This window comes from Aliigemmobacter aestuarii, from assembly GCF_004799285.1.
Taxonomy (GTDB): domain Bacteria; phylum Pseudomonadota; class Alphaproteobacteria; order Rhodobacterales; family Rhodobacteraceae; genus Aliigemmobacter; species Aliigemmobacter aestuarii.
In genome coordinates, this window is the sequence record NZ_SSND01000004.1 from 196340 (window position 1) to 222148 (window position 25809).

Annotated in this window: 23 protein-coding genes and 2 tRNA genes; 8 read left to right on the forward strand and 17 right to left on the reverse strand. The window is 66.1% G+C overall.

Going from position 1 to position 25809, the window contains the following annotated elements; all coding sequences use genetic code 11:
* The first annotated feature begins 191 nt into the window (after positions 1–191).
* Positions 192–650 (forward strand): GatB/YqeY domain-containing protein, encoded by a 459-nt coding sequence (locus E7811_RS14540; RefSeq protein WP_136395391.1) that lies wholly within the window; start codon positions 192–194, stop codon positions 648–650.
* 49 nt (positions 651–699) lie between these two features.
* On the opposite strand, the gene E7811_RS14545 is transcribed toward E7811_RS14540, so the two are convergent.
* The 4 genes from E7811_RS14545 to lipB form a co-directional block, all read right to left on the reverse strand.
* On the reverse strand, positions 700–1185 hold the full coding sequence (locus E7811_RS14545) for a DUF2244 domain-containing protein (RefSeq protein WP_136395392.1): 486 nt from the start codon (positions 1183–1185) through the stop codon (positions 700–702).
* Between the two features lie 182 nt (positions 1186–1367).
* A complete protein-coding gene (gene ctaD, locus E7811_RS14550) occupies positions 1368–3035 on the reverse strand; it encodes a cytochrome c oxidase subunit I (protein WP_136395393.1) in 1668 nt (555 codons plus the stop codon).
* A 273-nt stretch (positions 3036–3308) separates the two neighbouring features.
* Positions 3309–3734, reverse strand: coding sequence for a c-type cytochrome (locus tag E7811_RS14555; protein ID WP_136395394.1), 426 nt, complete (start codon positions 3732–3734; stop codon positions 3309–3311).
* A 120-nt stretch (positions 3735–3854) separates the two neighbouring features.
* A complete protein-coding gene (gene lipB, locus E7811_RS14560; protein WP_136395395.1) occupies positions 3855–4547 on the reverse strand; it encodes a lipoyl(octanoyl) transferase LipB in 693 nt (230 codons plus the stop codon).
* Positions 4548–4657: 110 nt separating this feature from the next.
* On the opposite strand from lipB, the gene E7811_RS14565 reads away from it, so the two are divergent.
* From E7811_RS14565 to E7811_RS14590, 6 genes are all read left to right on the forward strand, one after another.
* The gene (locus tag E7811_RS14565; RefSeq protein ID WP_136395396.1) at positions 4658–6319 is read left to right on the forward strand and encodes a peptidoglycan-binding domain-containing protein; all 1662 of its coding nucleotides are present in this window, start codon (positions 4658–4660) and stop codon (positions 6317–6319) included.
* A gap of 129 nt (positions 6320–6448) precedes the next feature.
* A tRNA-Leu gene (locus E7811_RS14570) sits at positions 6449–6535 on the forward strand.
* 406 nt (positions 6536–6941) lie between these two features.
* Positions 6942–8045: an ABC transporter ATP-binding protein gene (locus E7811_RS14575; RefSeq protein WP_136395397.1), complete on the forward strand. Its 1104-nt coding sequence runs from the start codon at positions 6942–6944 to the stop codon at positions 8043–8045.
* A gap of 76 nt (positions 8046–8121) precedes the next feature.
* A complete protein-coding gene (locus E7811_RS14580) occupies positions 8122–9195 on the forward strand; it encodes an ABC transporter substrate-binding protein (RefSeq protein ID WP_136395398.1) in 1074 nt (357 codons plus the stop codon).
* A gap of 95 nt (positions 9196–9290) precedes the next feature.
* Complete coding sequence (locus tag E7811_RS14585) at positions 9291–10556, forward strand: ABC transporter permease (protein ID WP_136395399.1); 1266 nt, start codon at positions 9291–9293, stop codon at positions 10554–10556.
* A gap of 6 nt (positions 10557–10562) precedes the next feature.
* On the forward strand, positions 10563–11474 hold the full coding sequence (locus E7811_RS14590) for an ABC transporter permease (protein ID WP_136395400.1): 912 nt from the start codon (positions 10563–10565) through the stop codon (positions 11472–11474).
* Between the two features lie 59 nt (positions 11475–11533).
* Here E7811_RS14590 and E7811_RS14595 read toward each other — a convergent pair whose 3' ends face one another.
* Genes E7811_RS14595 through E7811_RS14625 form a run of 7 tightly spaced genes read right to left on the reverse strand, consistent with a single transcriptional unit; the run spans position 11534 to position 17921 of the window.
* Complete coding sequence (locus tag E7811_RS14595; RefSeq protein WP_136395401.1) at positions 11534–12472, reverse strand: AEC family transporter; 939 nt, start codon at positions 12470–12472, stop codon at positions 11534–11536.
* Positions 12469–13275, reverse strand: coding sequence for an MBL fold metallo-hydrolase (locus E7811_RS14600; RefSeq protein ID WP_136395402.1), 807 nt, complete (start codon positions 13273–13275; stop codon positions 12469–12471). The genes E7811_RS14595 and E7811_RS14600 overlap by 4 nt, the downstream gene beginning before the upstream one ends.
* Positions 13275–14087 carry a TatD family hydrolase gene (locus E7811_RS14605; protein WP_136395403.1) on the reverse strand — a complete coding sequence of 271 codons (813 nt, stop codon included), beginning with the start codon at positions 14085–14087 and terminating at the stop codon, positions 13275–13277. The genes E7811_RS14600 and E7811_RS14605 overlap by 1 nt, the downstream gene beginning before the upstream one ends.
* A gap of 25 nt (positions 14088–14112) precedes the next feature.
* Positions 14113–15243 (reverse strand): DNA polymerase III subunit delta', encoded by a 1131-nt coding sequence (locus E7811_RS14610; RefSeq protein ID WP_136395404.1) that lies wholly within the window; start codon positions 15241–15243, stop codon positions 14113–14115.
* A gap of 5 nt (positions 15244–15248) precedes the next feature.
* A complete protein-coding gene (gene tmk, locus E7811_RS14615; protein WP_136395405.1) occupies positions 15249–15872 on the reverse strand; it encodes a dTMP kinase in 624 nt (207 codons plus the stop codon).
* An 18-nt stretch (positions 15873–15890) separates the two neighbouring features.
* Entirely contained in the window at positions 15891–17039 is a 1149-nt protein-coding gene (locus E7811_RS14620; protein WP_136395406.1) for a D-alanyl-D-alanine carboxypeptidase family protein, read from the reverse strand.
* A gap of 18 nt (positions 17040–17057) precedes the next feature.
* Complete coding sequence (locus tag E7811_RS14625; RefSeq protein WP_246020473.1) at positions 17058–17921, reverse strand: SPOR domain-containing protein; 864 nt, start codon at positions 17919–17921, stop codon at positions 17058–17060.
* Between the two features lie 215 nt (positions 17922–18136).
* On the opposite strand from E7811_RS14625, the gene E7811_RS14630 reads away from it, so the two are divergent.
* A tRNA-Ser gene (locus E7811_RS14630) sits at positions 18137–18226 on the forward strand.
* Positions 18227–18829: 603 nt separating this feature from the next.
* Here E7811_RS14630 and E7811_RS14635 read toward each other — a convergent pair.
* The 6 genes from E7811_RS14635 to E7811_RS14660 all read right to left on the reverse strand — a co-directional run bounded on the left by E7811_RS14635 (position 18830) and on the right by E7811_RS14660 (position 25791).
* Complete coding sequence (locus tag E7811_RS14635) at positions 18830–20968, reverse strand: GumC domain-containing protein (RefSeq protein WP_136395407.1); 2139 nt, start codon at positions 20966–20968, stop codon at positions 18830–18832.
* Between the two features lie 240 nt (positions 20969–21208).
* Entirely contained in the window at positions 21209–23137 is a 1929-nt protein-coding gene (locus tag E7811_RS14640) for a choice-of-anchor L domain-containing protein (protein WP_168733043.1), read from the reverse strand.
* Positions 23138–23189: 52 nt separating this feature from the next.
* Positions 23190–23792, reverse strand: coding sequence for a sugar transferase (locus E7811_RS14645; protein ID WP_342773364.1), 603 nt, complete (start codon positions 23790–23792; stop codon positions 23190–23192).
* 115 nt (positions 23793–23907) lie between these two features.
* Positions 23908–24750 (reverse strand): glycosyltransferase, encoded by an 843-nt coding sequence (locus E7811_RS14650; RefSeq protein WP_136395410.1) that lies wholly within the window; start codon positions 24748–24750, stop codon positions 23908–23910.
* Positions 24747–25253, reverse strand: a complete 507-nt coding sequence (locus E7811_RS14655; RefSeq protein ID WP_136395411.1) for a glycosyltransferase — start codon at positions 25251–25253, stop codon at positions 24747–24749. The genes E7811_RS14650 and E7811_RS14655 overlap by 4 nt, the downstream gene beginning before the upstream one ends.
* 25 nt (positions 25254–25278) lie before the next feature.
* Positions 25279–25791, reverse strand: a complete 513-nt coding sequence (locus E7811_RS14660; RefSeq protein WP_211092121.1) for a UDP-N-acetylglucosamine--LPS N-acetylglucosamine transferase — start codon at positions 25789–25791, stop codon at positions 25279–25281.
* Positions 25792–25809 lie beyond the last annotated feature (18 nt).

Sequence of the window (25809 nt, forward strand, 5' to 3'; positions counted from 1 at the left end):
GGCGCGACTCTCCGGAGGATAAACGGCGGCAACCTACGGTCAGGGGGGGCTGGGGTCAACCCCGGATATCCGGCTGGAATCCAAAAAGGTTGTGCAATTATTTCAATGGGTTAATGGAATTGCGGCATGTTGTGTTACAGCCCGTGATCCTGTATGGTGCGGCTTCGGACAGCCATGGGGATGAATGACCGATGACGTTGCGGGACCGGCTGCAAAGCGCGCTGAAAGACGCCATGAAAGCCAAGGAGGCCGACCGGCTTTCGACCCTGCGGCTGGTCAATGCCGCGATCAAGGACCGCGAGATCGCCTCGCGCAGCGATGGCGAGGCGGTGGAGGTCACCGATGCCGACATTCTGGCCATCCTCGGCAAGATGGTGAAGCAGCGCCAGGAATCGGCCCGTGCCTATGAAGAGGGGGGGCGGCTGGAACTGGCGGAAAAGGAACTGGCCGAAATCACCGTGATCGAGGAATTCCTGCCGCGCCAGCTTTCGGGCGACGAGATCGGCGGCGCGATTGACGCCGCGATCGCGGAAACCGGGGCGACCAGCATCCGCGACATGGGCAAGGTGATGGCGGTGCTGAAGGGCAAATACACCGGCCAGATGGATTTCGGCGCGGTGGGGCCGATGGTGAAGGACCGCCTGGCCTGATCCTGCGGCAGTCCGCGTTCAAGCCTCAGCCCTCGCCCCAGCCCAAGCCTCACCGCATTGCGCGGAGGCGCTGGCGCAGGTCCCATTCCAGCGCAAGGCGTTCGTCTTCGGTCAGGAACGCGCCCAGTTCCACTTCGCGCGGTCCGCCCCTGAGGGTCAGGTAATGCTTGACCGGCCCGCCGGTCTCGTGCCGTTCGACCTGCACCCAATGGGTGTTGGCCTGCCAGTCCTGCCGCTTGCCGCGCGGGCCGTGGCGGACCAGCGTGACCTGATCGGCGGTCAGGGTCAGGTCCTCGACGATTTCGGCATCGCGGTAGGATCGTTCCAGCGCCCACCAGATCGACAGAAGCGCCAGGAGAAGGAAGGGCAGCAGCCCCCACAGCACGGGCGAGCCGATCACCGCCGACAGCGGCACCAGGAGAAGCCCGGCGGTGGCGCCGATGAACCAGACCATGCCCCTTCGCGGAAGCGAACGGTAGGGCCACAGGTGCAGGCGTTGGGTGTCGTCCTGGGGGGGGAGCCATTCATAGGGCATGGGTGCGGGATCGGTTCGTCGTTGTTGGCGAGGGAAAGGGGGCGCTTCGCCCCCCTCTGGCCCTTGCGGGCCATTCACCCCCAGAGGGTATTTCGTTCAGGTTGAAGGGCAAGGCCCGGATGCGGTTCGTGCAATGCAAAAGGCCCCGGATTTCTCCGGGGCCTTCGGGTTTCGGGATCGCCTCAGTGGGCGTGGCCCTTGTCCCAGTCCTCACGCTTCGGCAGCTGCTCGAACGTGTGTTCCGGCGGCGGCGAGGGCAGCGTCCATTCCAGCGTGTCGGCGTATTCGTTCCAGTAGTTGTTCTCGGTCACGCGGCGACCGGCGAACAGCGTGTAGAACACGATGCCGATGAACAGCAGGAACGAGGCGAAGGACAGCATCGCACCCATCGACGAGATCTTGTTCCAGTAGGCGAAAGCCTCGGGATAGTCGATGTAGCGGCGCGGCATGCCCTGACGGCCCAGGAAGTGCTGCGGGAAGAAGGTGATGTTCACGCCGATGAAGAACATCCAGAAGTGCACCTTGCCCCAGAATTCCGGGTACTGGCGCCCCGACATCTTGCCGATCCAGAAGTAGATGCCGGCGAAGATGGTGAAGGCCGCGCCCATCGACATGGTGTAGTGGAAGTGAGCCACGACATAATAGGTGTCGTGATAGGCACGGTCCACGCCCGCCTGGCTCAGCACGATGCCGGTGACGCCGCCGATCGTGAAGAGGATCAGGAAGCCCATGGCGAACAGCATCGGCGTCTTGAACTCGATCGAGCCGCCCCACATCGTCGCGATCCACGAGAAGATCTTGATGCCGGTGGGCACCGCGATGACCATCGTGGCAAGCATGAAGTAGGACTGCTGGGTCAGCGACATGCCGACGGTGTACATGTGGTGCGCCCAGACGACGAAGCCCAGAACGCCGATCGCCACCATCGCATAGACCATCGGCAGGTAGCCGAAGATCGGCTTGCGCGAGAAGGTCGCGATGACCTGGCTGGCGATGCCGAAGCCAGGCACGATCACGATGTACACTTCCGGATGGCCGAAGAACCACAGGATGTGCTGATAGAGGATCGGGTCACCGCCGCCCGAGGGCGAGAAGAAGGTGGTGCCGAAGTTCCGGTCGGTCAGCAGCATGGTGATGGCGCCGGCCAGCACCGGCAGGGCCAGCAGGATCAGCCACGCGGTCACGAAGATCGACCAGGCGAACAGCGGGACCTTGTGCATGGTCATGCCCGGCGCGCGCATGTTCAGGAAGGTGGTGATGATGTTGATCGCGCCAAGGATCGACGAGGCACCCGACAGGTGCACCGCGAAGATGGCGAGGTCCATCGAATAGCCCGCCTCGTTGGTCGAGAGCGGCGGATAAAGCACCCAGCCCACGCCCGAACCAAGCTGGTCGTTGCCGCCCGGCGCCAGCATCGAGGCCACGCCAAGCGAGACGCCCGCGACATAAAGCCAGTAGCTGAGGTTGTTCATGCGCGGGAAGGCCATGTCCGGCGCGCCGATCTGGAGCGGCATGAAATAGTTGCCGAAGCCGCCGAACATCGCCGGAATGACGACGAAGAACATCATCAGGACGCCGTGATAGGTGATCATCACATTCCAGAGGTGTCCGTTCGGGGTGCAGGCCTCGCCCGAGGCGATGAAGCGCGCGCCTTCAAGGCACATGTACTGCACGCCGGGCTCCATCAGCTCCAGCCGCATGTAGACGGTGAAAATGACCGAGATCAGGCCGACAAGCCCGCCGGTGAAAAGATAAAGGATACCGATATCCTTGTGGTTCGTGGACATGAACCAGCGGGTGAAGAACCCGCGGTCGTCATGTTCGTGGCCATGAATGGCTGCGTCGGCCATGCCTGCCTCCCGTTCGCGTTACGATGGGATCGTTGCGGATGGAATCCGCCCGATCATTGCATTCCGTTTCTAGAATGCCTCTGCGGGGGCGGCAATGCAGGAGTTTGATCTGGATCAAAATAATTTGTCGCACCCCCCTTGCGCAGGGGCGATGGAATTCCGTGGCCCCGAACCGGGGTGGCAGGGAGGCAGGCGGGGAGGCGGGCGGGGAGGCGGAAAGCAGAACGCGCGGCCCTTGCGGACCGCGCGTCGATGGATGGCCGCGGCCGTCGATCAGTTGCTGGCAGCCGGGGCGACCGAGGCCAGATAGGCGGCCATGTCCTCGCTGCCCTTGGCCAGCTTGAAGGTCATCTTCGACTTGGCGCCTGCGTCGCCGGTCTTGTCCTTCAGCCAGGCGGCCGGGTCGACCAGGTAGGCGGCCAGTTCGGCTTCGTCCCAGGCCATGCCGGTCGCGCCGACGGCGACGATCGAGTCGCCATACTTGAAGTCGGCGACCGAACCGACCTGGCGGCCGATCACGCCATAGAGGTTCGGACCGGTCTTGCCGCCCTTCTGGATTTCGGTGCCGTCATCGGCCACGATCATGTGGCAGGCCTTGCACTTCTTGAACTCGGCCTCGCCCTTGGCGGCATCGCCCGAGGCGAAGGCAGGGGCGGCGAGGGCAAGAGCTGCGACCGTGGCGGACAGGATGAGTTTCATCGGTTTGATCCCTTACAGTTCGTGGCGACGCGCGCGCTGCGCGTTGGGTGCCTTCATAGCGAACCGGGCCGCGATAGTCGATTCAATTCCCTGAGACAGTGTGTCGCTGATTGATAATTATCAACCGTTGCAGGCGAAAAGCGGCCTGCCGGTTTCGGAAGGGTCATCGGGGAAATGGCGCGGGAATGTGGCCACCAGCGCCGCGTCCAGATCGGCCATCGTCACGGGCAGGCCAAGATCGACGAGGCTGGTCACGCCGTGGTCGCGGATGCCACAGGGAACGATGCCGGAAAAATGCGACAGGTCCGGCTCCACGTTGATCGAAATGCCGTGAAAGCTGACCCAGCGGCGCAGCTTGATGCCGATGGCGGCAATCTTGTCCTCGGCCGGGGTGCCGTCGGGATTGGCGGGGCGGTCGGGGCGCGTGACCCAGACGCCGACCCGACCGGGACGGATCTCGCCCCGGATGTTGAATTCGGCCAGCGTGTCGATCACCCAGTTTTCCAGATGGCGCACGAAGCAGCGCACGTCCCGCCCGCGACGGTTCAGGTCGAGCATCGTGTAGACGACGCGCTGGCCTGGGCCGTGATAGGTATATTGCCCGCCACGGCCTGCGACATGCACGGGAAAGCGGTTCGGGTCTGTCAGGTCCTCGGTCCGGGCCGAGGTGCCCGCAGTATACAGCGGCGGGTGTTCCAGAAGCCAGATCGCCTCGTCCGCCCGGCCCTCGGCGATGGCCGCGGCGCGCGCCTCCATCGCGGCGAGGGTTTCGGCATAGGGCGAAAGCCCTTCAAGGGTTGTCCATTCCACCATGATCCAGCCGGTTCCTGCCTGCGCCCCTTCCCCAGAAAGGGCTTTGTCGGGGGGCAAGTTATGTTAGCCTGACCGCAAAGGTCCATAAGCCATTTTCCGGGAGGTGCATTGTGCGTGTGAAGCATCGGGTCAAGCATGTTGTCGCGACGGCGCTTTTCGGTTCGGTCCTGGCCTTGCCCGCCGAACCGGCCCTGGCCTGGAAGGTCAATGGCCCTGCCGGAGGGATTGGGGGCATGCATGGCCCGATCCTCGTGCAGGAAACGGCGCCGGCGCAGCGGGCGAAGAACCGCGAGGTGCAGACTGCCCTGAAATTCTTCAAATACCCCGTGGGCCCCGCCGATGGCGAGATGGGCCCCAAGACACGGGATGCGATCAGGCGTTTCCAGAGGACGCTTGGCTATCCGCAGACCGGCAACATCTCGGACCATGAACGCAAGATCCTGATCGCGGCCTATCACCGGGCGCGGGCGGGTGGCCCGGTCGTCGCCGAAATCATCGCGACCCATCCGCGCGGGTTGCGGGGGCTTCTGTTCGTGCAGCGCGACGAGATGGCGGGGCTCGCCAAGCCTCCGGCCGGCGCGGTCGCAGGGGCAGGGGCCGCCGCTGCGGTTCCTCAGGCCCCTGCGCCGGTGGAGCCGCCCGCCGAACCGCCCGCACCGGCGGTTGCCGCCGCCCCCGCGCCGGCACCCGAACCAGCACCCGAACCCGCCGCGCCTGCGCTGCCCTCGCTGTTCGGCAGTTCGGGGCTTACTGTGTCGCTGGCCTCGCATTGCGCTCAGGTCGAGGCCGAGGCCGAAGCCGCCGGGGGCCGGGTCACGACCGGCACGATGACCGACCCGAATCGCGCGCTGGCCGAACAGTTCTGTCTGACCCGTGCGCATGTGATGGCCGAGGGCGAGGCGCAGGCGCGCAATGTCCCCGGCTTCACCCCGCAGCAGATCGCCGAACAATGCGCGGCCTTCGGGCCGGTGATGAAGGATCATGTGGCCGCCCTTTCGCTGGCTTCCGCGTCCGAGGTGCTGGACGGCGTGGACAATTTCGTCCTCCAAAGCGGGATGGCCCCCGCGCAGCTTTCGGCGACCGCGCGCATCTGTCTTGGGGTGGGATATGGCAGCGACGACATGGAGGTGGCCGTCGGTTCCGCGCTGATCCTCTCATCGCTGGGTGAACTGGCCTATGCGGAACTGCTGGGTCACCACCTGTCACAGGGCTTCGGGGCCAGCCGCCGCGCCGACCTGGCGCTGGAATGGTACGAACTGGGCGGCGCACCGGGGCTGGTGCCGGGGATGCCCGAACGGGACGAACTGGTGCTTCAGGCCGCGCTTGCGATCAACGGGCTGTTCGACCCGGCGCCCGCCGCGCTGCCGGTGTTTCCCGTGCCCGAAGAGCCGTTGGCGGAAGAGCCGCTGGCCCAAGAGCCGCCGGCAGAAGAGCCAATCGTCGAAGCTCCGGCCGATCCCGCCGCCGAAACGCCTGCGCCCGAAGACCCCGGGCCCGAAGACCCCGCGCCCGAAGACCCCGCGCCCGAAGACCCCGCGCCCGAGGCGGCGGTGACAGATATACCCGAGGCCGAACCCGCGGCGGAACCCGCAGCCGAACCCACAGCCGAACCCGCGGCGGAACCCGCAGCCGAACCCTTGCCCGAGGCTGTGGCGACCATCGCGCCCGAAGCGCCACCAGCGCAACCGGATCCGGATGAAGGTCGGTCGACCGGGGCGCTTTCGGCGGTGTCGGCGGTGGCGCGCCTTCCCTATGTCATCTTCGGCGATTGAGCCCCGGACGGGGCGGGTGGCGGGGCGGCCTCGGTCGCCCCGGCGTTCCGCGCGAGGGGCGCAAGATTCCCTCTTTTCATCCCCGCGCGGCTTCGCTAAACAGCCGCGGACTACCAGAGATCAGATCGTGCGGATGTGGCGGAATTGGTAGACGCGCAGCGTTGAGGTCGCTGTGGGGTAACTCCCGTGAAGGTTCGAGTCCTTTCATCCGCACCACTGGCAGCCGCAAGGCGCAACTGATCCGGCGGCACTGCACCCCCCTCAGCCCTTCTGAAGCAACCGTTTCCCAAGTCGCGTTCGCGCCCTTGCACGTCGGGCGATCGGGTCGTGCGTCAAGGTCCCGGTTGTTAGCGCAAGACAGATTCGACGCGCGTCGCTCGCGGGCCGCAATTGCGCCTGCCCGGCCCCCTCGATCGGACGAAATTGCCGGGGCGACGCAAAGGCATTTTGAACAATCTGCCTTTGAAACGGCCGTTTTTCGGTCGATCTGCCTGCGGAGGTCGCTTTGGCGTGCTCATCAGGTCGTTTCCTGACAAGGCCGTTGCAATGGATAGTGCATTCCGCTTAATTCGGAACACAAGATCAAGCGCAGCACGAGCTGCCGGACCACGGGGAGACTGGAGTGACCGCTAAAACCGGTGCCGATCGATTTGTCGAATTCGATCATGTCCAGAAAAGCTATGACGGCGAAACGCTCGTCGTGAAAGACCTGAACCTGACGATGCCAAAGGGCGAGTTCCTGACGATGCTTGGCCCGTCGGGGTCTGGCAAGACGACCTGCCTGATGATGCTTGCCGGGTTCGAGACCGCCACCCATGGCGAAATCCGTCTGGACGGCCAGCCGATCAACATGGTGCCCCCGCACAAGCGCGGCATCGGGATGGTGTTCCAGAACTACGCGCTGTTCCCGCACATGACCGTGGGTGAAAACCTGTCTTTCCCGCTGGAAGTCCGTGGGCTTGGCAAGTCCGAACGCGAGGCCAAGATCAAGCGCGCGCTGGACATGGTCCAGATGGGAAGCTTCATCAACCGCCGCCCCGCCCAGCTTTCGGGCGGCCAGCAGCAGCGTATCGCGCTTGCCCGCGCGCTGGTGTTCGACCCCTCGCTTGTGCTGATGGACGAACCCCTTGGCGCGCTGGACAAGCAGCTGCGCGAACACATGCAGTTCGAAATCAAGCACCTGCACGAAAGTCTCGGGATCACGGTGGTTTACGTCACCCACGATCAGGGCGAGGCGCTGACCATGTCGGATCGTGTGGCGGTGTTCAACGATGGCCGCATCCAGCAGCTTGCCCCGCCCGCCGACCTGTATGAACGGCCCGACAACAGCTTTGTCGCCCAGTTCATCGGCGAGAATAACAAGCTGCCGGGCACGGTCGAAGAAATCAGTGGTGACAAGTGCACGGTGCGTCTGGACGATGGCGAGATCATCGACGCAACCCCGGTGAACGTCAGCCAGAAGGGCCAGCGCACGCTGGTCTCGATCCGCCCCGAGCGGGTGGAGTTCAAGCCCGAGATGATGCCCGAAGGCGCCCATACCGTCGATGCGACGGTGCTGGAGGTGATCTACATGGGCGATATCCTGCGCGTGGTGCTGCGGGTCGCGGGGTCGGATGACTTCGTGATGAAGATGCGCAACACGCTTGGCCAGACACGACTGGCCGCGGGCCAGAAGATCAAGGTTGGCTGGCACCCGCAGGATGCCCGCGCGCTTGATCCGATCTGAGATCCCCTTCCGCAAGGCCGGGGTGCCGCCACGGGCGGCCAACAAGGTGAAAACCCTTCAACATGGGAGACTACGAATGAAGAAAGTGCTGATCCTGTCCACTGCGCTGACGAGCGTGGCCATGGCCGCCTCGGCCGAGGAAATCTCGGTCATGTCGTGGGGCGGGGCCTATGCGACCTCGCAGATCGAAGCCTATCACAAGCCCTTCACGGCGCAGACCGGCGTGAGCGTGATCAACGTTGATGCCGACAACCCCGCCGCCCCGATCAAGGCGCAGGTCGAGGCCGGCAACGTCACCATCGACGTGGTTGACCTGGAATATGCCGACGCCGTGCGGATGTGCGACGAAGGCCTTCTGGAACCGATCGACCCGGCGATCCTTCCCGCCGGTGCCGATGGCACGCCCGCGGCCGACGACTTCCTGCCGGGCGCCGTGGCCGAGTGCTTTGTCGCGACGATCGTGTTCTCGACGCTCTATGCCTTCGACGAGTCGAAGTTCCCGGAAAACCCGCCGACCACCATCGCGGACTTCTTCGACACCGCGAAGTATCCGGGCAAGCGCGGCATGCGCAAGGGCGCCAAGGTGAACCTGGAAATGGCGCTGATGGCCGATGGCGTGCCTGCGGGCGAAGTCTACGCCCTGCTGGAAACCCCCGAGGGCGTCGACCGCGCATTCGCCAAGCTCGACACCATCAAGAACGACATGATCTGGTGGGAAGCCGGCGCGCAGCCTCCGCAGCTTCTGGCTGATGGTGAAGTGGTGATGACCACCGGCTACAACGGCCGCTTCTTCGCCGCCGCCGTCGCCGAAGGCAAGCCGTTCAAGCAGGTGTTCGACGGCCAGGTCTATGAATATGACGGCTATGCGATCCCGAAGGGCGCGCCGAACATGGAGCGGGCGAAGGAATTCATCGTCTTCGCGTCCCAGACCCAGCAGCTGGCCGATCAGGCCAAGTGGATCGCCTACGGTCCGGCGCGTAAGTCGTCGGGTCCGCTGGTCGGCCTCTATCAGGACGGCAAGACGGAAATGGGCCCCTTCATGCCCACCGCCGCCGCGAACCTGACCAACGCGCTGCCGTCGTCCTACGAGTTCTGGGTCGACCGTGACGCCGAGCTGAACGAACGGTTCAACGCCTGGCTGGCCCAGTAATCGGGCCCAGGGTTGGCGCGGCCCCTTCGCCGGGGCCGTGCCGGGACACCGGCCGCGGGGGGATGCCCCCGCGGCGACCAACACCGGGAACCACAATGGCCGACACCACCTCCACCACCGCCGCGGCACCGCTGACCACCGCCGATGGCCGATCACTCAAGGCCGCGCTGGCCACCGCGCAATCGCGGGCCAAGCGCCGTGCCCTTTTCCTGGTGCTGCCGTTGTTCCTGTTCATCGTCATCACCTTCATCCTGCCGATCGGCCAGATGCTGCACCGATCGGTCAAGAATGACGGGTTCTCTGCCAACATGCCGGCGATTTCGGCATGGTTCGCCGAAAACCCCGCGGGCACCGAGCCTGACGAAGCCGCCTATGCCGCGCTGGCTGCCGATCTTCAGGCGGCGTCTGCGGCCAAGACGATCGGTGTGGTCGGCACACGGGTCAATTACGACATGCCGGGCACGCGGTCGCTGTTTACCTCGTCTGCGCGGAAGTCGAAGGATTTCGTGGCGCCGTTCAAGGAATCGCTTCTGGCTGCGGATGCGAAATGGGGCGACCCGGCGCTGTGGGGCGTGATGCGCCAGGTGTCGAAAACCTATTCCGGCAACTTCTTTCTCGCCGCCGTCGACCTGGCGCGGGATGCCGACGGCAAGATCATCCGTGCCCCCGAGGACCGCCGCATCTATGTGTCGCTGTTCGTGCGCACCTTCTTCATGGCCGGCCTGATCACCGGCATCTGCCTGCTGATCGCCTTCCCGGTCGCGCATCTTCTGGCCACGCTGCCGCTGCGCTATTCCAACCTTCTGATGATCCTGGTCCTGCTGCCCTTCTGGACCTCGCTTCTGGTGCGCACGACCAGTTGGATCGTGCTTTTGCAGACGCAGGGCGTGATCAACAACTCGCTGGTCGCTGGCGGCCTTCTGAGCGAGGAGAACCGGATCCAGATGATCTATAACCAGACCGGGACGATCATCGCGATGACGCATATCCTGTTGCCGTTCATGATCCTGCCGCTTTATTCGGTGATGCGGCCGATCCCGCCCTCTTATGTGCGCGCGGCGCGCAGCCTGGGTGCGACAAGCTGGACGGCCTTCCGCCGCATCTATCTGCCCCAGACCCTGCCGGGGATCGGCGCCGGTGCGCTTCTGGTCTTCATTCTGGCGGTCGGTTACTACATCACGCCCGCCCTTGTCGGCGGCGCCTCGGGGCAGCTGATCTCGAACCTGATCGCCTTCCACATGCAGGACAGCCTGAACTGGTCGCTTGCCGCGGCGCTTGCGGCCATCCTGCTGGGCGCGGTCTTGATCCTCTACTGGCTCTACGACCGTCTGGTCGGCATCGACAACCTGAAGCTGGGGTAAGCAGACATGGCCCTTCCCGTCTATGCAAGCCCGCTGGAGCGTATCTGGCACTACACCTATCTGGTGATCTGCGCGCTGATCTTCCTGTTCCTGATCGCGCCGATCCTGATCGTGATCCCGCTCAGCTTCAACGCCGAGCCCTATTTCACCTTTACCGAAAAGATGCTGACCTTCGATCCGACGGGATACAGCATGCGGTGGTATGATCTGCTGCTGACCTTCGGGATGCAGAACCCCGATGCGGTGCGCGACGGGGCCTGGTGGGCCGACGCCTGGAACAACGCGGCCTGGATCCGCGCGGCGAAGAACTCGATCATCATCGGGGCCTTCTCGACGCTGGTTGCCACGGTTCTCGGCACGCTTGCCGCCCTTGGCCTGAGCCGCCCGGAAATGCCCTTGCGCCGTCCGATCATGGCGGTGCTGATCTCGCCCATGATCGTGCCGATCATCATCACGGCGACGGGCCTGTTCTTCTTCTACTCGGCGACCGGTCTCAGCGGCACCTATGTGGGCATCGTTCTGGCCCATGCCACGCTGGGAATTCCCTTTGTCATCATCACGGTGACGGCGACCCTGGTGGGCTTTGACCATTCGCTGACCCGCGCCGCGGCAAGCCTTGGTGCGTCGCCCTCGACCACCTTCTTCAAGGTGATCATGCCGCTCATCCTGCCGGGGGTCATCTCGGGCGCTCTCTTTGCCTTCGTCACCTCGTTCGACGAGGTGGTCGTCGTGCTGTTTGTCGCGGCCCATGACCAGCAGACGATCCCGCGGCAGATGTGGAACGGCATCCGCGAACAGATCAGCCCTGCGATCCTGTCGGTGGCGACGATCCTGGTGATCATCTCGATCGCGCTTCTGGCCACGGTCGAACTGCTGCGCCGCCGGTCCGAACGGCTGCGCGGCGTCACCCCGCGCTGAGCTGATTTTTCTGCGAAAAATCGACAGGACCCCTTTTTCGACGAAAAAGGGGTCTTTCCTTATGGCAGCAGGTGCAACCAGCCCCAGGCCGTCAGGATCGTGGCCCCGGTGCCGATCAGGACCGCCGAGGCGACGACCCGTTTTCCGACGCCATACATATGGGCAAAGAGATAGGCGTTTACCCCCGGTGCCATCGCCCCCGTGATCACCGCCGACCGCAGCTGATCGGTCGTCAGCCCAAGGACATGTGCGCCCAGTCCGTAGGTGATCGCGGGATGCACCACAAGAGACGCGGCAACCACCCAGGCAATCGCCTTGGCATCGCCCTCCGGGCGATAGCGATAGAGCACACCGCCAAGCCCGAACAGCGCCGCGGGAAGGGCCGCGCGGATCATCAGGTCAAGCGCGCTCTGGACGACTTCGGGCACGGTGAGACCGGACAGGTTCACGAAGAACCCGAGCGCGATACCGATGACCAGCGGTTGCAGCAGGATCGCGCGCAGCACCTGCATCGCAAGCACCGCGCCGCCGATGTTCTGGCCCCGGCTGCGGGCCAGTTCCATGGCCAGGATGCCGGTGGCGTAAAGCAGGGGCGAATGGATCGAGATGATCGCATAGTTCGCGGCAAGCGCGTCGGAACCGTAGGCGCGTTCGGTGATCGGCAGGCCCAGAAGCAGTGAGTTCGAGAACATGCAGGCGAAGCCGAAGGCGACACTGTCGGTCAGGGGCCGCCCGAACAGGAAGCGTCCGCCCAGAAAGCCAAGCGCGAAGCCCGCGAAGGCCCCGGCGTAGAAGCTGACAAAGAGCGAGATGTCGAGCGTCTCGGACAGGTCGAGCCGTGCGATGGAGTTGAACAGGAGGCAAGGGATGGCAAAGGTCTGGGCAAAGCGCATCAGCCCGTCGACCGCGCTTTCAGAGAACTTCCCCGCCCGCGCGGCCACCCATCCGAAGCCGATCACCAGAAAGACCGGCAGGATGACGTTCAGAAGCGCGCTCATTCCTGCGCGGCCGGGACGGTTAGGGTGATCTGCATCCCGTCAAAGGCGGGGCGGACATGCGGCGGCAGTTCGGCTTCGAGCGTGGCGTAGTCCAGATCCAGATGCATGTTCGTCAGCACCGCGCGCGCGGGCCGGGCGCGGGCGATCCATTTCAGCGCAAGGTCAAGGTGGGCATGGGTCGGATGCGGTTTGCGGCGCAGGGCGTCCACCACGAAGACCTCAAGCCCCTCCAGCACGGGCCAGCTTTCGGCGGGGATTTCCACTGCGTCGGGCAGATAGGCCAACCCCCCGATCCGGAAGCCGAGCGCATCCATCGACCCGTGTTCGGCGAGGAACGGGTGCAGCCGGACCGGACCGCCCTCGCCCTCGATCACGAAGGGGCCGTCGATCGTGTTGATCTCGAGGATCGGAGGATAGGGCGACCCGGCAGGCTGGATGAAGGCGTAACCGAACCGGTTCAGCAGACTTTCCTGTGTCGGGCCATCGGCCCAGACCGGCAGCCGGCGCCGCAGGTTGAAGACGATCTGGCGCAGGTCATCGATCCCGTGCATGTGGTCGGCATGGGAATGGGTATAGACCACCGCATCCAGCGTTCCCACGCCCGCATCCAGCAGCTGGTCGCGCATGTCGGGCGAGGTGTCGATCAGAACGCGGGTCATGCCCGCCTCGCCGATCTGTTCCACCAGAAGCGAACAGCGGCGGCGGCGGTTCTTCGGGTTCGTCGGGTCGCAATCGCCCCAGTCGCCGCCGAGGCGGGGCACACCGCCGGAAGACCCGCAGCCGAGGATCGTGAAGCGCAGCATCAGGCGGCCTTTGCGGCGGGGGGCGCCTTGCGGAACAGGCGGTCGAAATTGGCGCTGGTCGTGCGGGCGAAGTCGTCCAGCGACAGGCCGAACAGATCGGCCCCCACTTTCGCGGTCAGGGCGGTGTAGGCCGGTTCGTTCCGTCGCCCGCGATGTGGCGGGGGGGCCAGATAGGGGCTGTCGGTTTCCAGAAGGATCCGGTCCAGCGGGGCGGCGGCGAAGATGTCGCGCAACTCCCGGCTTTTCGGGAAGGCGGCGATCCCTGACATCGACAGGTAGAATCCCAGGTCCAGCGCCGCACGGGCCAGACCCGCGCCCGAGGAAAAGCAGTGCATGACGCAGTCATAGGGGCGGGCGCGATAGCCTTCGGTCAGGATCGCGGCCATGTCCTCGTCGGCGGCGCGGGCGTGGATGATCAGCGGCAGGCCGGTTTCCTGCGCGGCCTCGATGTGCAGCCGGAGCGAGACTTTCTGCGCCTCGGCGCTTTCGGCGGTATAGTGATAATCAAGCCCGCTTTCCCCGATCCCCACCATCTTCGGGTGGCGCGCGGCGGCGACCAGTTCGTCGACCGTGATCATCGGCTCCTCGGCCACGCTCATCGGGTGGATGCCGAAGGCAAAGCTCACGCCGTCATGCGCCTCGGCGATTGCCCGGACCCGGTCGAGGTTCTTCCGCCGGGTGCAGATGGTGACCATCCGCGTCACCCCTGCCGCGCGGGCGCGGTCGATGATCTGGTCCAGTTCCCCGTCGAAATCGGGAAAGTCGAGGTGGCAATGGCTGTCGACGATCTGGGGCGGGTGGTCTGCGGGCATGGCGCTGTCCGGGTGTTGTCCGGGGTCATCCGGAGGCGAGCGTGCCCGCCGTCTCTTCTGTCTTCAGGACCATATCCATGAGAAGCGCGGCAGGGTCAAGGTTGACCGCCCGCCCGCGTCGCGCCCGCGCGCCAAGGCCCTGCGCCAGATCGGCCCAGTGGCGGGCCGTTCGCGGATCGGGCGACAGGCGCGCGATCACCTCGGCCTCGCCGTCCACGGCGGGGTAGGGGGCGTGCCCGATGGTCCCTGCACGGGCCAGACGCGCAAGGAACAGGTCGATCAGCGTCAGGATCAGGTCGAACGACTGGTCCGCCCCCCGCGCAGCGCCGATTTCGGCAAGGGCCAGCGCCCGCCCGCGATCGAGCTGCGGCAGCGTGGCGAACAGCCCGACAATCCCCTGGTACAGCTTCAGCCCGTCGAGGTTCAGGATACGCAGCGCCTCGCCCACCGACCCGCCCGCAAGTTCGGCCAGGGCCCGCGGGTCATCGGGCGCCGATCCGGCAGCGGACAGGGCGGCGGCCATGTCATCGGGCGACAGGGGGTGCAGACGCAATTCGCGGCAGCGCGATCGGATCGTCGGCAGCAACGAAAACGGCTGATGGCTGACCAGAAGGAAGGTGACGCCCGCAGGCGGTTCCTCAAGCAGTTTCAGAAGCGCGTTCGCGGCCGAGGGGTTCATGTCGTCGGCGGCGTCCACGATGGCCACGCGCCGCCCGCCATCGGCGGCCGAAAGCGAAAAGAACGCCTTCATCTCGCGCACTTCCTTGACGAGAATGTTCTGCGCCGGGGCCTTTTCGGTTTCGTTCAGGCCGCGGCGCAGCAGGTAAAGCCGCGGGTCCGACAGGCTGGCCAGACGACGCGCGACCGGATGATCGGGCGCGATTTCCAGCGACACGGGCGGAGCGGGCGCGAACATGCCGCCGTCATCCTCGGGCGTGGCCAGAAGGAAACGCGCGATCTTCCAGGCCAGCGTCGCCTTGCCCACGCCCCGCGGCCCCGTGATCAGCCAGGCATGATGCAGGCGTCCCGCGTTGAAGGCATCGAGAAAGCGATGCTGCGCCTCGGAATGGCCGAACAGCTGCGCGGTTTCGCGCGGGTGCGGCGCGCCCTCGACCCGGTCGGGTTCGGGAAAATCATTCAGGACGACCGAGGGCATCGCGGTCAGACCCCGCGGCGCGCGCGAAGCGTGCTGCGCACGTCGGCGGCGACGTCCTGGGGCGCGCGCCCCCCGTCGATCACGGCGAAGCGGTCCGGGTGGACGCCCGCAAGGTCAAGGAAGGCGCTGCGCATCCGCACCTGCATGTCCTGCCCCATGTCCTCGAAGCGAAGTTCGCTTCCCGCCCGTGCCACTGCGCGCGACAGGCCTACGGCCGGGTCGATGTCGATCAGCAGGGTCAGGTCAGGCTCGGTGCCGATCATGCGGGCGTGCAGGTCATCGACCATGCCGCGCAGGTCGCCCCGCGTCATGCCCTGATAGATGCGCGTGCTGTCGGCGAAACGGTCGGTGATCACGATCGCTCCCCGGTCAAGCGCGGGGCGGATGGTCTTTTCCAGATGGTCGCGCCGGGCGGCGGTGAACAGAAGGATTTCGGTTTCCGGCGACCAGCGATCGACCGCGCCTTCAAGAACAAGGCGGCGGATCTCCTCGGCGCCGGGGCTGCCGCCGGGTTCGCGGGTCAGCACCACGTCGTGCCCTTCGGCGCGCAGGGCTTCGGCCAGAAGGCGGGCCTGGGTGCTTTTCCCCGAACCGTCTATCCCTTCAAAGCTGATGAACGTGCCCTGCACCCGGTCCGGTCCCGGCGTTCAGGACGAAGGTTCGGAGGACGGCATCACCCGGTTCATCAGCACCTGGACCGCCGTCGTCACGCGGGTCGTGAAGCCACCCGCCGCCACATCGGCTTCGGCCACCAGCGGCACCCGCGCATCGGGCAGGTCGGGGATGTGCAGGATCAGTTCCGCCACCGGCGCGCCCTTGGTGATTGGCGCGTTCAGCGGCCCGGAATAGACAACCTCGGCGGTCACCTTGTCCTGCACCAGCGCGGGCACGAGGCGGCTTACGTCCGCGGCCGGGACCAGCCCGACGCGGGGGACCGCGCCCATCCAGACCTCGGCTTCGGCCACGCGCTGCCCGGCCTTGACCAGGGTCTTCATCGAGAACTGGCGAAAGGCCCAGTTGACGATCCGTTCGGATTCCTCGGCGCGCTCCTTTTCGCTGGCAAGACCGGTGATCGCGAAGATCACCCGCCGGTCGCCCTGCCGGGCCGAGCCGACAAGGCCATAGCCGGCCTCGGAGGTGTGGCCCGTCTTCAGACCGTCCGCCCCGATCCCCAGTTTCAGAAGCGGATTGCGGTTGAACCGGTTCTGCGGCGCGCGGTTCTTGTAATCGAATTCGGTTTCGGAAAAGACCGGATAGTATTCGGGAAATTCCTGGATCAGCCGCACGGTCAGAAGGCCAAGGTCCTTCATGCTCATCCGGTGGCCGGGGTCGGGCCAGCCGCTGGAATTGGCGAAGGTGGAATTCATCATCCCCAGGGCGCGCGCCCGCGCTGTCATCTGATCGGCAAAGGCCTCTTCCGTCCCGGCCAGCCCTTCGGCCACCACCACGCAGGCGTCATTGCCGGAATTCACGATCATCCCGTGGATCAGTTCCTCGACCGTCGGGCGGTCGCCCTGCTGAAGGAACATGGTCGAGCCGCCCATGCCTTGCGCACGGGCCGAGACGCCGAAGGTCGTATCCTTCTGCACCCGGCCGTCACGCAGCGCCTCGAACAGCATGTTGATCGTCATCAGCTTGGACATTGACGCGGGCGGCACCGGCGTGTCGCCGTTCTTGTCCATCAGCACGGTCTGCGTTGTCATGTCATAGACCCAGGCCGCCGTCGCGCGCGTCTCGAAGGCCTGCGCGGGCAGGGCAGCGAGGAGGGACAGAAGGACGATCAGGCTGCGCAGCATCGGGTCAGAGTCTCCGGTTCATCCCTTGAGGAAATAGGCATCGGTAAAGCCGAGGCCCTTGATCTTGTCCAGAAGCGCGGCACGGTCGCCGCCGCCGGTCGCGGTCACGCTCCAGAACGCCTTGCCCTGTGTGTTGCCGGGGCGGATCGAGGCGCTGATCCCGGCCTTCTTCAGTGCGTCGACCGCCCGCTTTGCGTTCGCCTCGACACTGAAGATGCCGATCTGCACGCGGTGTTCGCCTCCGGCGGCAGCCGGGGCCGGCGGAGGGGCCGCCGGCGCTGCGGGGGCTGCCGGTGCCGGCTGTGTCGTGGCTTCGGTCGCCGTGTCGATCGCGGCAGAGGCGGTTTCGGTCAGCGTCGTCGTCTCGACCCCTTCCGCCGCATCGAGGATCGGGCGCGTTGCGTCGGGGGCCGTCACCGGGGCCTCGTCACGGCGCAGGGCGGTCACGTTGATCGTCGCGGGTTGTCCCGCAAGCATCCCAAGCGCCGCCGCCGCATCCGAAGATATCTGCAGCCGCGGCCCGGGGTTTTCGCGTTCGCGCCGGAACAGGGCACCGATCACGAACTTGCCGTTCGCCGGGTTCCGCAGGATCACCCGTTCGGGATCGACCGCATCGGGAGAGGCCACCCAGACGCCGCCGAGCGACGGCCGACCATCCCAAAGCGCCTGGTCCGTCACCTGAAAGACATCCGGCGCCTCGACATCGCGATCCACCAGCCGGACCGAGGTTTCCCCGGCCGGCGTCCCGCCTTCGCCCGCAACCTCTTCGCCCGCACCGGGTCTTGCAAGGCCGGCAAAGGGGTTCTGCCCGTCCTGGCAGGCGGCCAGAAGGCCCGTCGTCAATGCGATCAGGGTCATGTGCCGCAGCGCTGCTCGTCTCATTCCTGGCCCCTTGTTCGCGCGTGTTTTCCTGCCCGCGCTTTAACCGTCATAAAACCACCCGCGCCAGTCACGATGCCGCGACGGCGGGCCGGATGGCCAACACGCGCGCATCATACCGACAAGCCGCGCGGCTGGAAAGGGTGCCATGCCCCGTCGGCAGAAATCGGCATCCATGCCTTTCAGAATCGCCGGGATACCCCTATGCAATCCGCAACGGAGGAGTGGCCGAGCGGTTTAAGGCACCGGTCTTGAAAACCGACGTGGGGGAAACTCCACCGTGGGTTCGAATCCCACCTCCTCCGCCACTTGAAAATAATTTTTCGTTTAAAAACAAAATATTGCGGGATTTTTTTTGTTTTTTCCCCCCAGCGCTTCCCCCACTTGGCTATTCCGAAGGGCAATTGAGCGGCAGATCGGCCCCGCTCGATCCGGCCTGACTGCCCTTCGCGCGCGGGCGTGTCTGATTGCCGGAAAATCATCAGATCGGGGAAGCCATCGCGGGCAAGTCGGCACAGGCCCGAACGCGACGGCGGCGCGTGGCGCAATCATGCCCCCGGCTATCTGCCCTGGCGTTTGATTTCCTCATGTTTCCTTTACATCGGGTTACATAACGCTTTTGGTGCTTGGGGCTGTTAACCGCGCCGGGTTTGCCTGAGGCTCCAACTCCTGAGTAGGATTGATCATCATAAGCAAGACGACGAACAAGTTTTCCCCTGGAGTGCGTAAACGCGCGGTGCGGCTGGTCTTGGACAACGAGGGGCGTATGGGTGAATGACATGAACGGCAGGGCCGGGGATTTCCTGCGGGCCGTTAGCAGCCCTACAGCGGACTTTGTAGAGAAAGTCGCCCCACGCGTGTATCACGACCGACCGGTTCGACCGCTTTTCCGGTTCCAGGGCCCGCCCGCCTTACGCTGACGCTCCGAGGCGACCGATCCCGAGCCACGAAGAGGTGATCCCTTTCCCGGGGAGTTTGGTGTCTTGGGGGTCTGTGCGCCCTCGCAGGCCCGGGTCGCCCGGCAGGGCCTCGCGAAGGATTGTGATGCTGCCGTTTCGTGGAAGCGTGTCGAGCGTTTCGATCTGGGCGAGGACGGTAGCACGGTCGTTGTGGGGGCGCGTGCAAAGCACGCCCACGTCGCTGGCCGACAGCATGAACCGTGTGGCCAGACGATCCGAAAGGCTACCGGACGACAGGATAATTACGTCAAAGCTCTGGGCAAGACGGTCGATGGCCGTGCGTACCATCGCAGCGGTGGCGGTGCGGTCCCGGGCGCCTTCCAGGGTGCCTGCCCGAAGTTCCCAAAGGTCAGCCTGTCCCTCGACCGGGACTGGATCGACGGGCCTTCCCGCCAGAAGGTCGCTCCAGCCGGCCGGGGCGGCCAGGTCGGGCCGACCGCCGATGTCGGCCTCGACGAACAGGGTGCGCAGATGGCCGCGCGCGTGGCTTTCTGCCAGCGCCCGTGCAAGCGCCGTCGTCGGCCCATGGTCGGCGCGCGTCACCGCGATGACCGGCGCCCGGCCCACCAACCGCGGCGTTCGGAGGGGATGAAGCTGCAAGGCGTTGCGCAGCCGGTCGGCGGCGTTTAGATCGGTGTCGCCCGCGGCTGAGACATCGACCACCGGCACCCGGTGTGCGACCGGCGCCAGCGTCTCGGAAAAGCGCAGCCTGCGATCGCGCAAGCCAAGGCCGAGAGCCCCCAGAAGTCCTAACGCCAGGCCGCCGGCCAGACCGCCCGCCGCCAGCAACTTGCGGCTGTCGTCGGCCGGGGTGGCGGGTTCCGAGGGCGGTGACATCAGCACCGCATAGCCCGGCAGGGCACGTCCGGACTCCAGGCGGATGACCTCCAGCGCGCGGCGCGTCTCGGCCAGTAGCTTGCCGTCCTCTTCGATCTCGCGCTCAACCCGTTCCAGGTCGATCCGCCGCCGGTTCAGGTCGCGCGCCTCGGCGCGGGCAGTTTCCAGCTGTTCGGCGATGCGGTCGCGCACCATGGTGATATCGGCCAGGCTGGTGGGCGCCCCCGTGGCGCTGGCATCGGTCAGCGCGCCGGTTTGGCCCAGCACGCGGATCTGCTCGCGCCGGTCGGCAAGCGCGGCTTCGATCACGCCGATCCGGTCAATCAGTTCCTTTTCGGCCTGGACGAAGCGCAGATTGCTGCGCCCATCGTAGGACGCCCGCAGGCTGGCCAGCTGGGACAGAAGCTTGGCACGTTCAAACCCGATGTCGGCCATGGTGCGGTCAAGCAGGGTCGCACGCATGATCTCGGCGTCCGCAGTGTCGGCCGAGGCACCGCCCTGATCGGCCGACAGCGCTTCGATGGTCGCCTCGATCTCGGACAGGCGCCCCGCAAGCTGATCAATCTGCGCGATCTTCTCGCCATGCGCCTTCGCGATGGCGCCGATGCCGAACTCGCCGCCGATGTCCAGTTGCGCACGAGTGAGGCTAGACACGCGCCCGGCCAGCTCGGTCTCTCGTGCCAGCAGTTCCGACAGGCGCACGGCGGAACGGGCGGCCTCGGCCTCTTGCACCAGTGACAGGTACGCAGCGACGACGGCCTCCAGCTTGTCGGCGGCAAAGGCGGCTTCGCGGCTGCGTGTGGTCAGCACGATCAGGCTGTCGTTGCGGCGGATCTCGACAGAACCCGTCAGGTCCGACACGCGCATGCCGGTGGCCATGTCTGGGCGTTCGCGCAACAACGTATCCACCGCCCGCGCCATCACCGGGTGCGAGGCGACATAGCTCGTCTCGGCCTTCACGAAGCTGTCGAAGGTCTTAAGGACAGAGTCGTCGCCCGTGGCATATAGGATGTTCGATTCCTGCGGAAAAACCCGCAGTATCGCCTGGGACGCAAAGAGTTCCACCCCGGCCAGATAGCCCGCCGTGCCAAGAACGGTGGCCAGCACGGCCCCGGCGGCCAGCGCCGGTCGCCAGCGCCCGCGCATCGCGCGTGCCAGTATGTCTAGCGGGCCGGGCACCGGCACAGAATCGGCGCGCGGGGTCGGCGGGTCGTAGTCCTCGGCGGGGGGCATGACGGCAAGCGAGATGGCCATGGCTTCACCGGTCGTCGGTCGGCCGCCGGGGCGGCATCACCGCAGGGTGGCTGCTTGGATCAAGGGTTTGGTCTGGCATCGTTTCGTTTCCCGGGCCGCTTCATGTGTTCGTGCGGTCCGTTGAGGGATACGCGATGAGGCGGCCCGGGCGCAGCGCGCAAGGGTTTAGCCCGCGGGGCGGACGGACAGGCTGCCTATCCTTTCGGATGGTGCCTGCCCTTCCACCCTGCTGCTCCAGCGTCAGACCAGCAGGGCATCTAGTGTCCAGCCCGCGGCGTCGGTCACTCCGGTGAATGTCACCGAGGTCGCAGGATCGATGGTCAGCAGCAGGATCGAGCCTACCGCCCGCAGCGAGGCGCCCGTGGCATCGGTCAGGCTGATGTGGTCGATGCCAAGGTCAAAGGACTTGACCGTGTCGCGGCCTGAACCGGGGGTAAACACCAAAAGGTCGCTGCCTGCCCCTCCGGTCAGCAGGTCGTTGCCCGCCTCGCCCGCCAGCGTGTCGCCGCCGCTCCCTGCGGCCAGCGTGTCGGCGCCGTCCCCGCCGGACAGGCTGTCGCCGTCCTCACCGCCGAACAGCTTGTCGCTGCCCGCCCCGCCCGATAACAGGTCGCGCCCGTCGCCAGCATAAAGGTTGTCGTTGCCGTTGCCGCCAAACAGTCGGTCATCGCCGCCCGCGCCGAACAGGGTGTCGGCTCCGTCGAGGCCCTGAAGGGTATTAGCAAGGGCGTTGCCCACGATCTTGTTGGCCGTGGCGTTGCCGGTACCGGTCTTGGCGGTCGAAGCTTCTTTTAGCCACAGCTCCTCGAGCGGATCGGCCAGCGTGTACGAAACGCCCGACATCACCTTGTCGTAGCCGCCGGCCGACTGCTCGATCACCATGTCGTTCGCGCTGTCGATCCAGTACACATCATCGCCTCCTCCGCCCGCCATGGTGTCGTCGCCGGCCTGCCCGTCTAGCACGTCATTGCCCGCGCCGCCGTCGATCAGGTCGTTCGCGTCGCCCGCGCGGATGAAGTCATTCCCGTCGCCGCCGTAGATGTCGTCTTCGCCCGCGCCCGACGTCACCTTGTCGTTGCCTCCAAAGGCCAGAATAACCTCGGACAGGCCGTCATTGCCGTCGATCGTGTTGCCCTGCGAATCGAAAAAACCCACATGCATTGCGTCATCGCCTGACGTCCCGTCGACGGGTGAGGGCGTGACGGTGACAAAGGCGGTATCGACCGTGCCCGCAGCGTCGGCAATCGTATAGGAGAAAACCACCCCCGCACCCGCCGTTGCGGCCAGCACCGTGACGCTGCCATTGGCGTTTAGCCGCAGCGCATCGCCCGAGGGCAGTGCCACGGTCTGCCCGGCCTTCACCGCGATGTCGTTCAGGTGGGTGATCTGCACCCCCGTCCGCAGCGCAGTGGTGTCGTTCGCCAGAAGATCGACCGTTGTCTCGCCCTTCGCCGTGACGCCGATCCGGTCGTCCTGCGCCACGAGTGCCGTCTGCACACTGTCGGCCACGATCAGCAGAGCGCTGTCGTAGATGCGGTCGCCTGCATCGGCGATGCCGATGCGGATGGTGTTGACCGACCCGGGAATTACGGGCGCCTTGAGCGTCAGGACCAGCGTCAGCCCGTCCATCTCGGTGTTGAAGGTGCTGGTGGAATTGTCGCGGAACAGGTTGGCGTTGGTGCCGGTGTTGATGTTGTCGATAGAGATGTCACCATCCCCCAGCGCGAGTTCGACCTTGACCCCGTTGACCCAGATGCCGACGGCATCATTGTAGCCCGAATGTACCCATTCAAGATACTCTTCGGACCCGAACACCAGCCGCATGGTCAGCGTGTCGCCGACGGGGATGAAGCTCGCGTCAATGAAGGCTCCGTCATATGTCGGCACGCCCGCGATTGCGTTCATGCCCGGATCGCCGTTGACACCAGCCATCTGGCCCGAACGCGAGTCGGTCTGGTTCTCGGCGCCGGTGGCATTGGTGAATCGGCTGGCATAGCCCGTGGACAGGATCACCCCGGAAGCCGATGGCACAACATCCGGAGAGACCGTGTCGCCATTGGTGTAGATCCCGGCGGCGCGGGGATCGCCCGAGAAGGTGGCCGAAACCAGGGTGACACCTTCGCCGAACATAGTTTCGGCAAGGGCCCAGCCGGTCTGATTGGTAGCCACGGGGAGGAGGGTCGCAGTCATTCTGGAAATACCTTGCTATATTTCTGGGGCATCAATAGGCACCGCGCCCCGAGACGACGGCAGAGAGTGTACGGGCAAGGAGGGTCAGGTCGGCCCACAGGCTGGGGTCGCGAGCATAGCCGAGGTCCATCTCGACCATCGCGTCAAAACCGACCTCGGCCCGGCCCGACACCTGCCACGGCCCGGTGATACCGGGCAGCACGGAAAGGCGACCAAGCGCGCGGGCCGGATAGGCCGCCACTTCCTCGGGCAGCGCGGGGCGCGGGCCCACAAGCGACATCTGGCCTGCCACCACGTTGAAAAGCTGCGGCAGTTCGTCCAGCGACAGGCGCCGCAGGATGCGACCCACGGGCGTGACACGGGGATCGTTCCGCGCCTTGAAGCACAGGCCCGGGCGGTCGCTGTGTGCCAGCAGGGCTGCCCGACGCGCCTCGGCATCGCGGTACATCGAGCGGAACTTGATCATGCCAAAAGGCCGACCGCCGCGGCCGATGCGGGTCTGGATAAAGAACACCGGGCCGGGGCTGGTCAGCCGCACGGCCAGCGCGATGGCCAGGAACAGCGGTGCCAGCGCCAGCAGGCCGGGCAGGGTCAGCGTCAGGTCAAGAAGGCGCTTCCACGCAGGAACGAGCAATGCGCCCTGCACGGGTACAGGGCGGGTCGGAGCGGCAAAACGGGTGGGCGATAAGGGCATGGCAGTCCTGTCGGCACTTCGGAGGAATAGGGTTGAGGTTGAGGTCAGGGCGTGGTCAGGGCGTGGTGAGGGGGCGCGGCACGCGGGTAGCCTCGTCGCGGTCCCAGTGGGGAACGGCGGCCCGGCGCTCCACGGCCAGCGACAGCCGTACCCAAAGCGCAACACCGGCAAAGACGGCAAGGTCGGGCCAGCGAGACGGGTGGCGCAGGGCCGCACGCAGCAGGGCACGACCGCCCTCGCCCGGCGGGCGCCTGGCGGTCAGCGCTTGGTTGCCGCGCAGCACCCGTTTGCGCACCCGGACCAGCGCCGCCAGCGTCCGCGGCGCTTCGGCCACAAAGCGGCAGCCGTGCACGCGGGCGATCTCGGCGGGGAGGAAACTGCGGCGGATATATTCGTCATCGGCGGTAACGGCGGGCAGCGGAAAGACCCGCGCGACGCCGTGCGGCGACAGCGCGAACAACCCACCGAACTTGCCCCGCGCGAAATAAGGGTTCAGCGCCCATGCCCTCGCCCAGCACTGGACGGACCGCGCCGCGCCTGTGGTTGAGACCTCCATCTCCCCGCAGGCTGCCAGCGCCTCGCCCTGCGCCAGAGGCGCTGCAAGGGCCAGAACGGCGTCGGCCGTCACCTGCAGGTCGGCGTCCAGCACCACCACCGGCAGGTCCAGCGCGGCATATTTCAGCCCCAAGTTCAGCGCCGCGCACTTGCCGGGCACGGGCGTTTCCAGAACCACCGCCCCCGGCGCCGCCTGCCGCGCAACGGCGGCGGTGTCGTCGGTACAGGCATTGGCGATCACCACAATGCGCAGCCGCTCCCCTGCTGCAGCAAGCCCCGCCAGCGTGCGCCCGATGACGGCGGCCTCGTTCCATGCAGGCACCAGGACGGTTGCGACGATCATGGCCGCACCTCCGGCGTGAGCCCCGTCCAGATGAAGGACCGCACCGCCTCTATCAGCGCTTTGGGTTCGGCGGCGACTGGCACGTCGCCCACGGCACGGGGCGCGGCCAGCGCCCGGTCCAGGGCAACGCACAGGGCTGCGCTCGACTGGACCACGGTGACGTTCGAGAGCTGCGCCATCTCGGCCGCGGTGTCCTGCTGGTGGTCGTTCCGATGCTCGCCCAGATCGGCGCGGCGCGGCATCAGTATAAGCGGCTTGCCCAGGTCGAGCGCGGTCAGAATGGTGCCCATCCCGGCATGCGCGACGACCACCCGCGCGGCGGCGAAGGTGTCGGCAAAGGCGCGCTGGTCCAGATGCGCGCAGGTTTGCAGATGGGTATAGGTCTTGGAGGACTGGCCAGTCTGGGCGATCACTGGCACCTCGAGGTGCAGCGCGGCCCACGTGTCCAGCGCAAGCAATAGCCGGTCAAAGGGCAACTGCGTGCCCACGGTGGCAAAGATCATGGCGGTGACTTTCGGGGGAGGGGGCTTACAGGACCGCGCCGCGATAGGCGGCGCCGGTGGCGCGGGCGACGGCGGGCCATTGGCTCAGCACCAGGTCGGCGGCCTTTTGGGCCAGCCGGGCCGAGACCGACAGGTCGCGGGCGTTGGCGATCGAGTCGATGAACATGGTGCGGGCGCCTATCAGCCGGGCAAAACGGATGGCCAGATAGCCGCCCGCCGCCCCGGTCGAGACCACGACATCGGGCCTTACGCGCAACACGATCAGCGCAAGCTTCAACGCGGCGAAGACCAGCCGCAGGGGCGTGTCCTTGTTGGCATCGGGATAGACATGCACCGGCGCAGGGGCCACGGCTCCGGCGACCGAGCGGTCAACGGTGGCAAAATGCACCTCGGCACCCGCAAAGGCCGGGCGCAGGCGCATCAACTGCACCCAGTGCCCACCGCCCGATGCCACGGCCAGCACGCAGGGCGGGCGGGGTGTGTTATCGGCGCGGCGAGCGGCCTTGCGGGCGGTGAAAGGGGCGGTCATGGTGATCATTTCAGTGTCCTCGGGCGG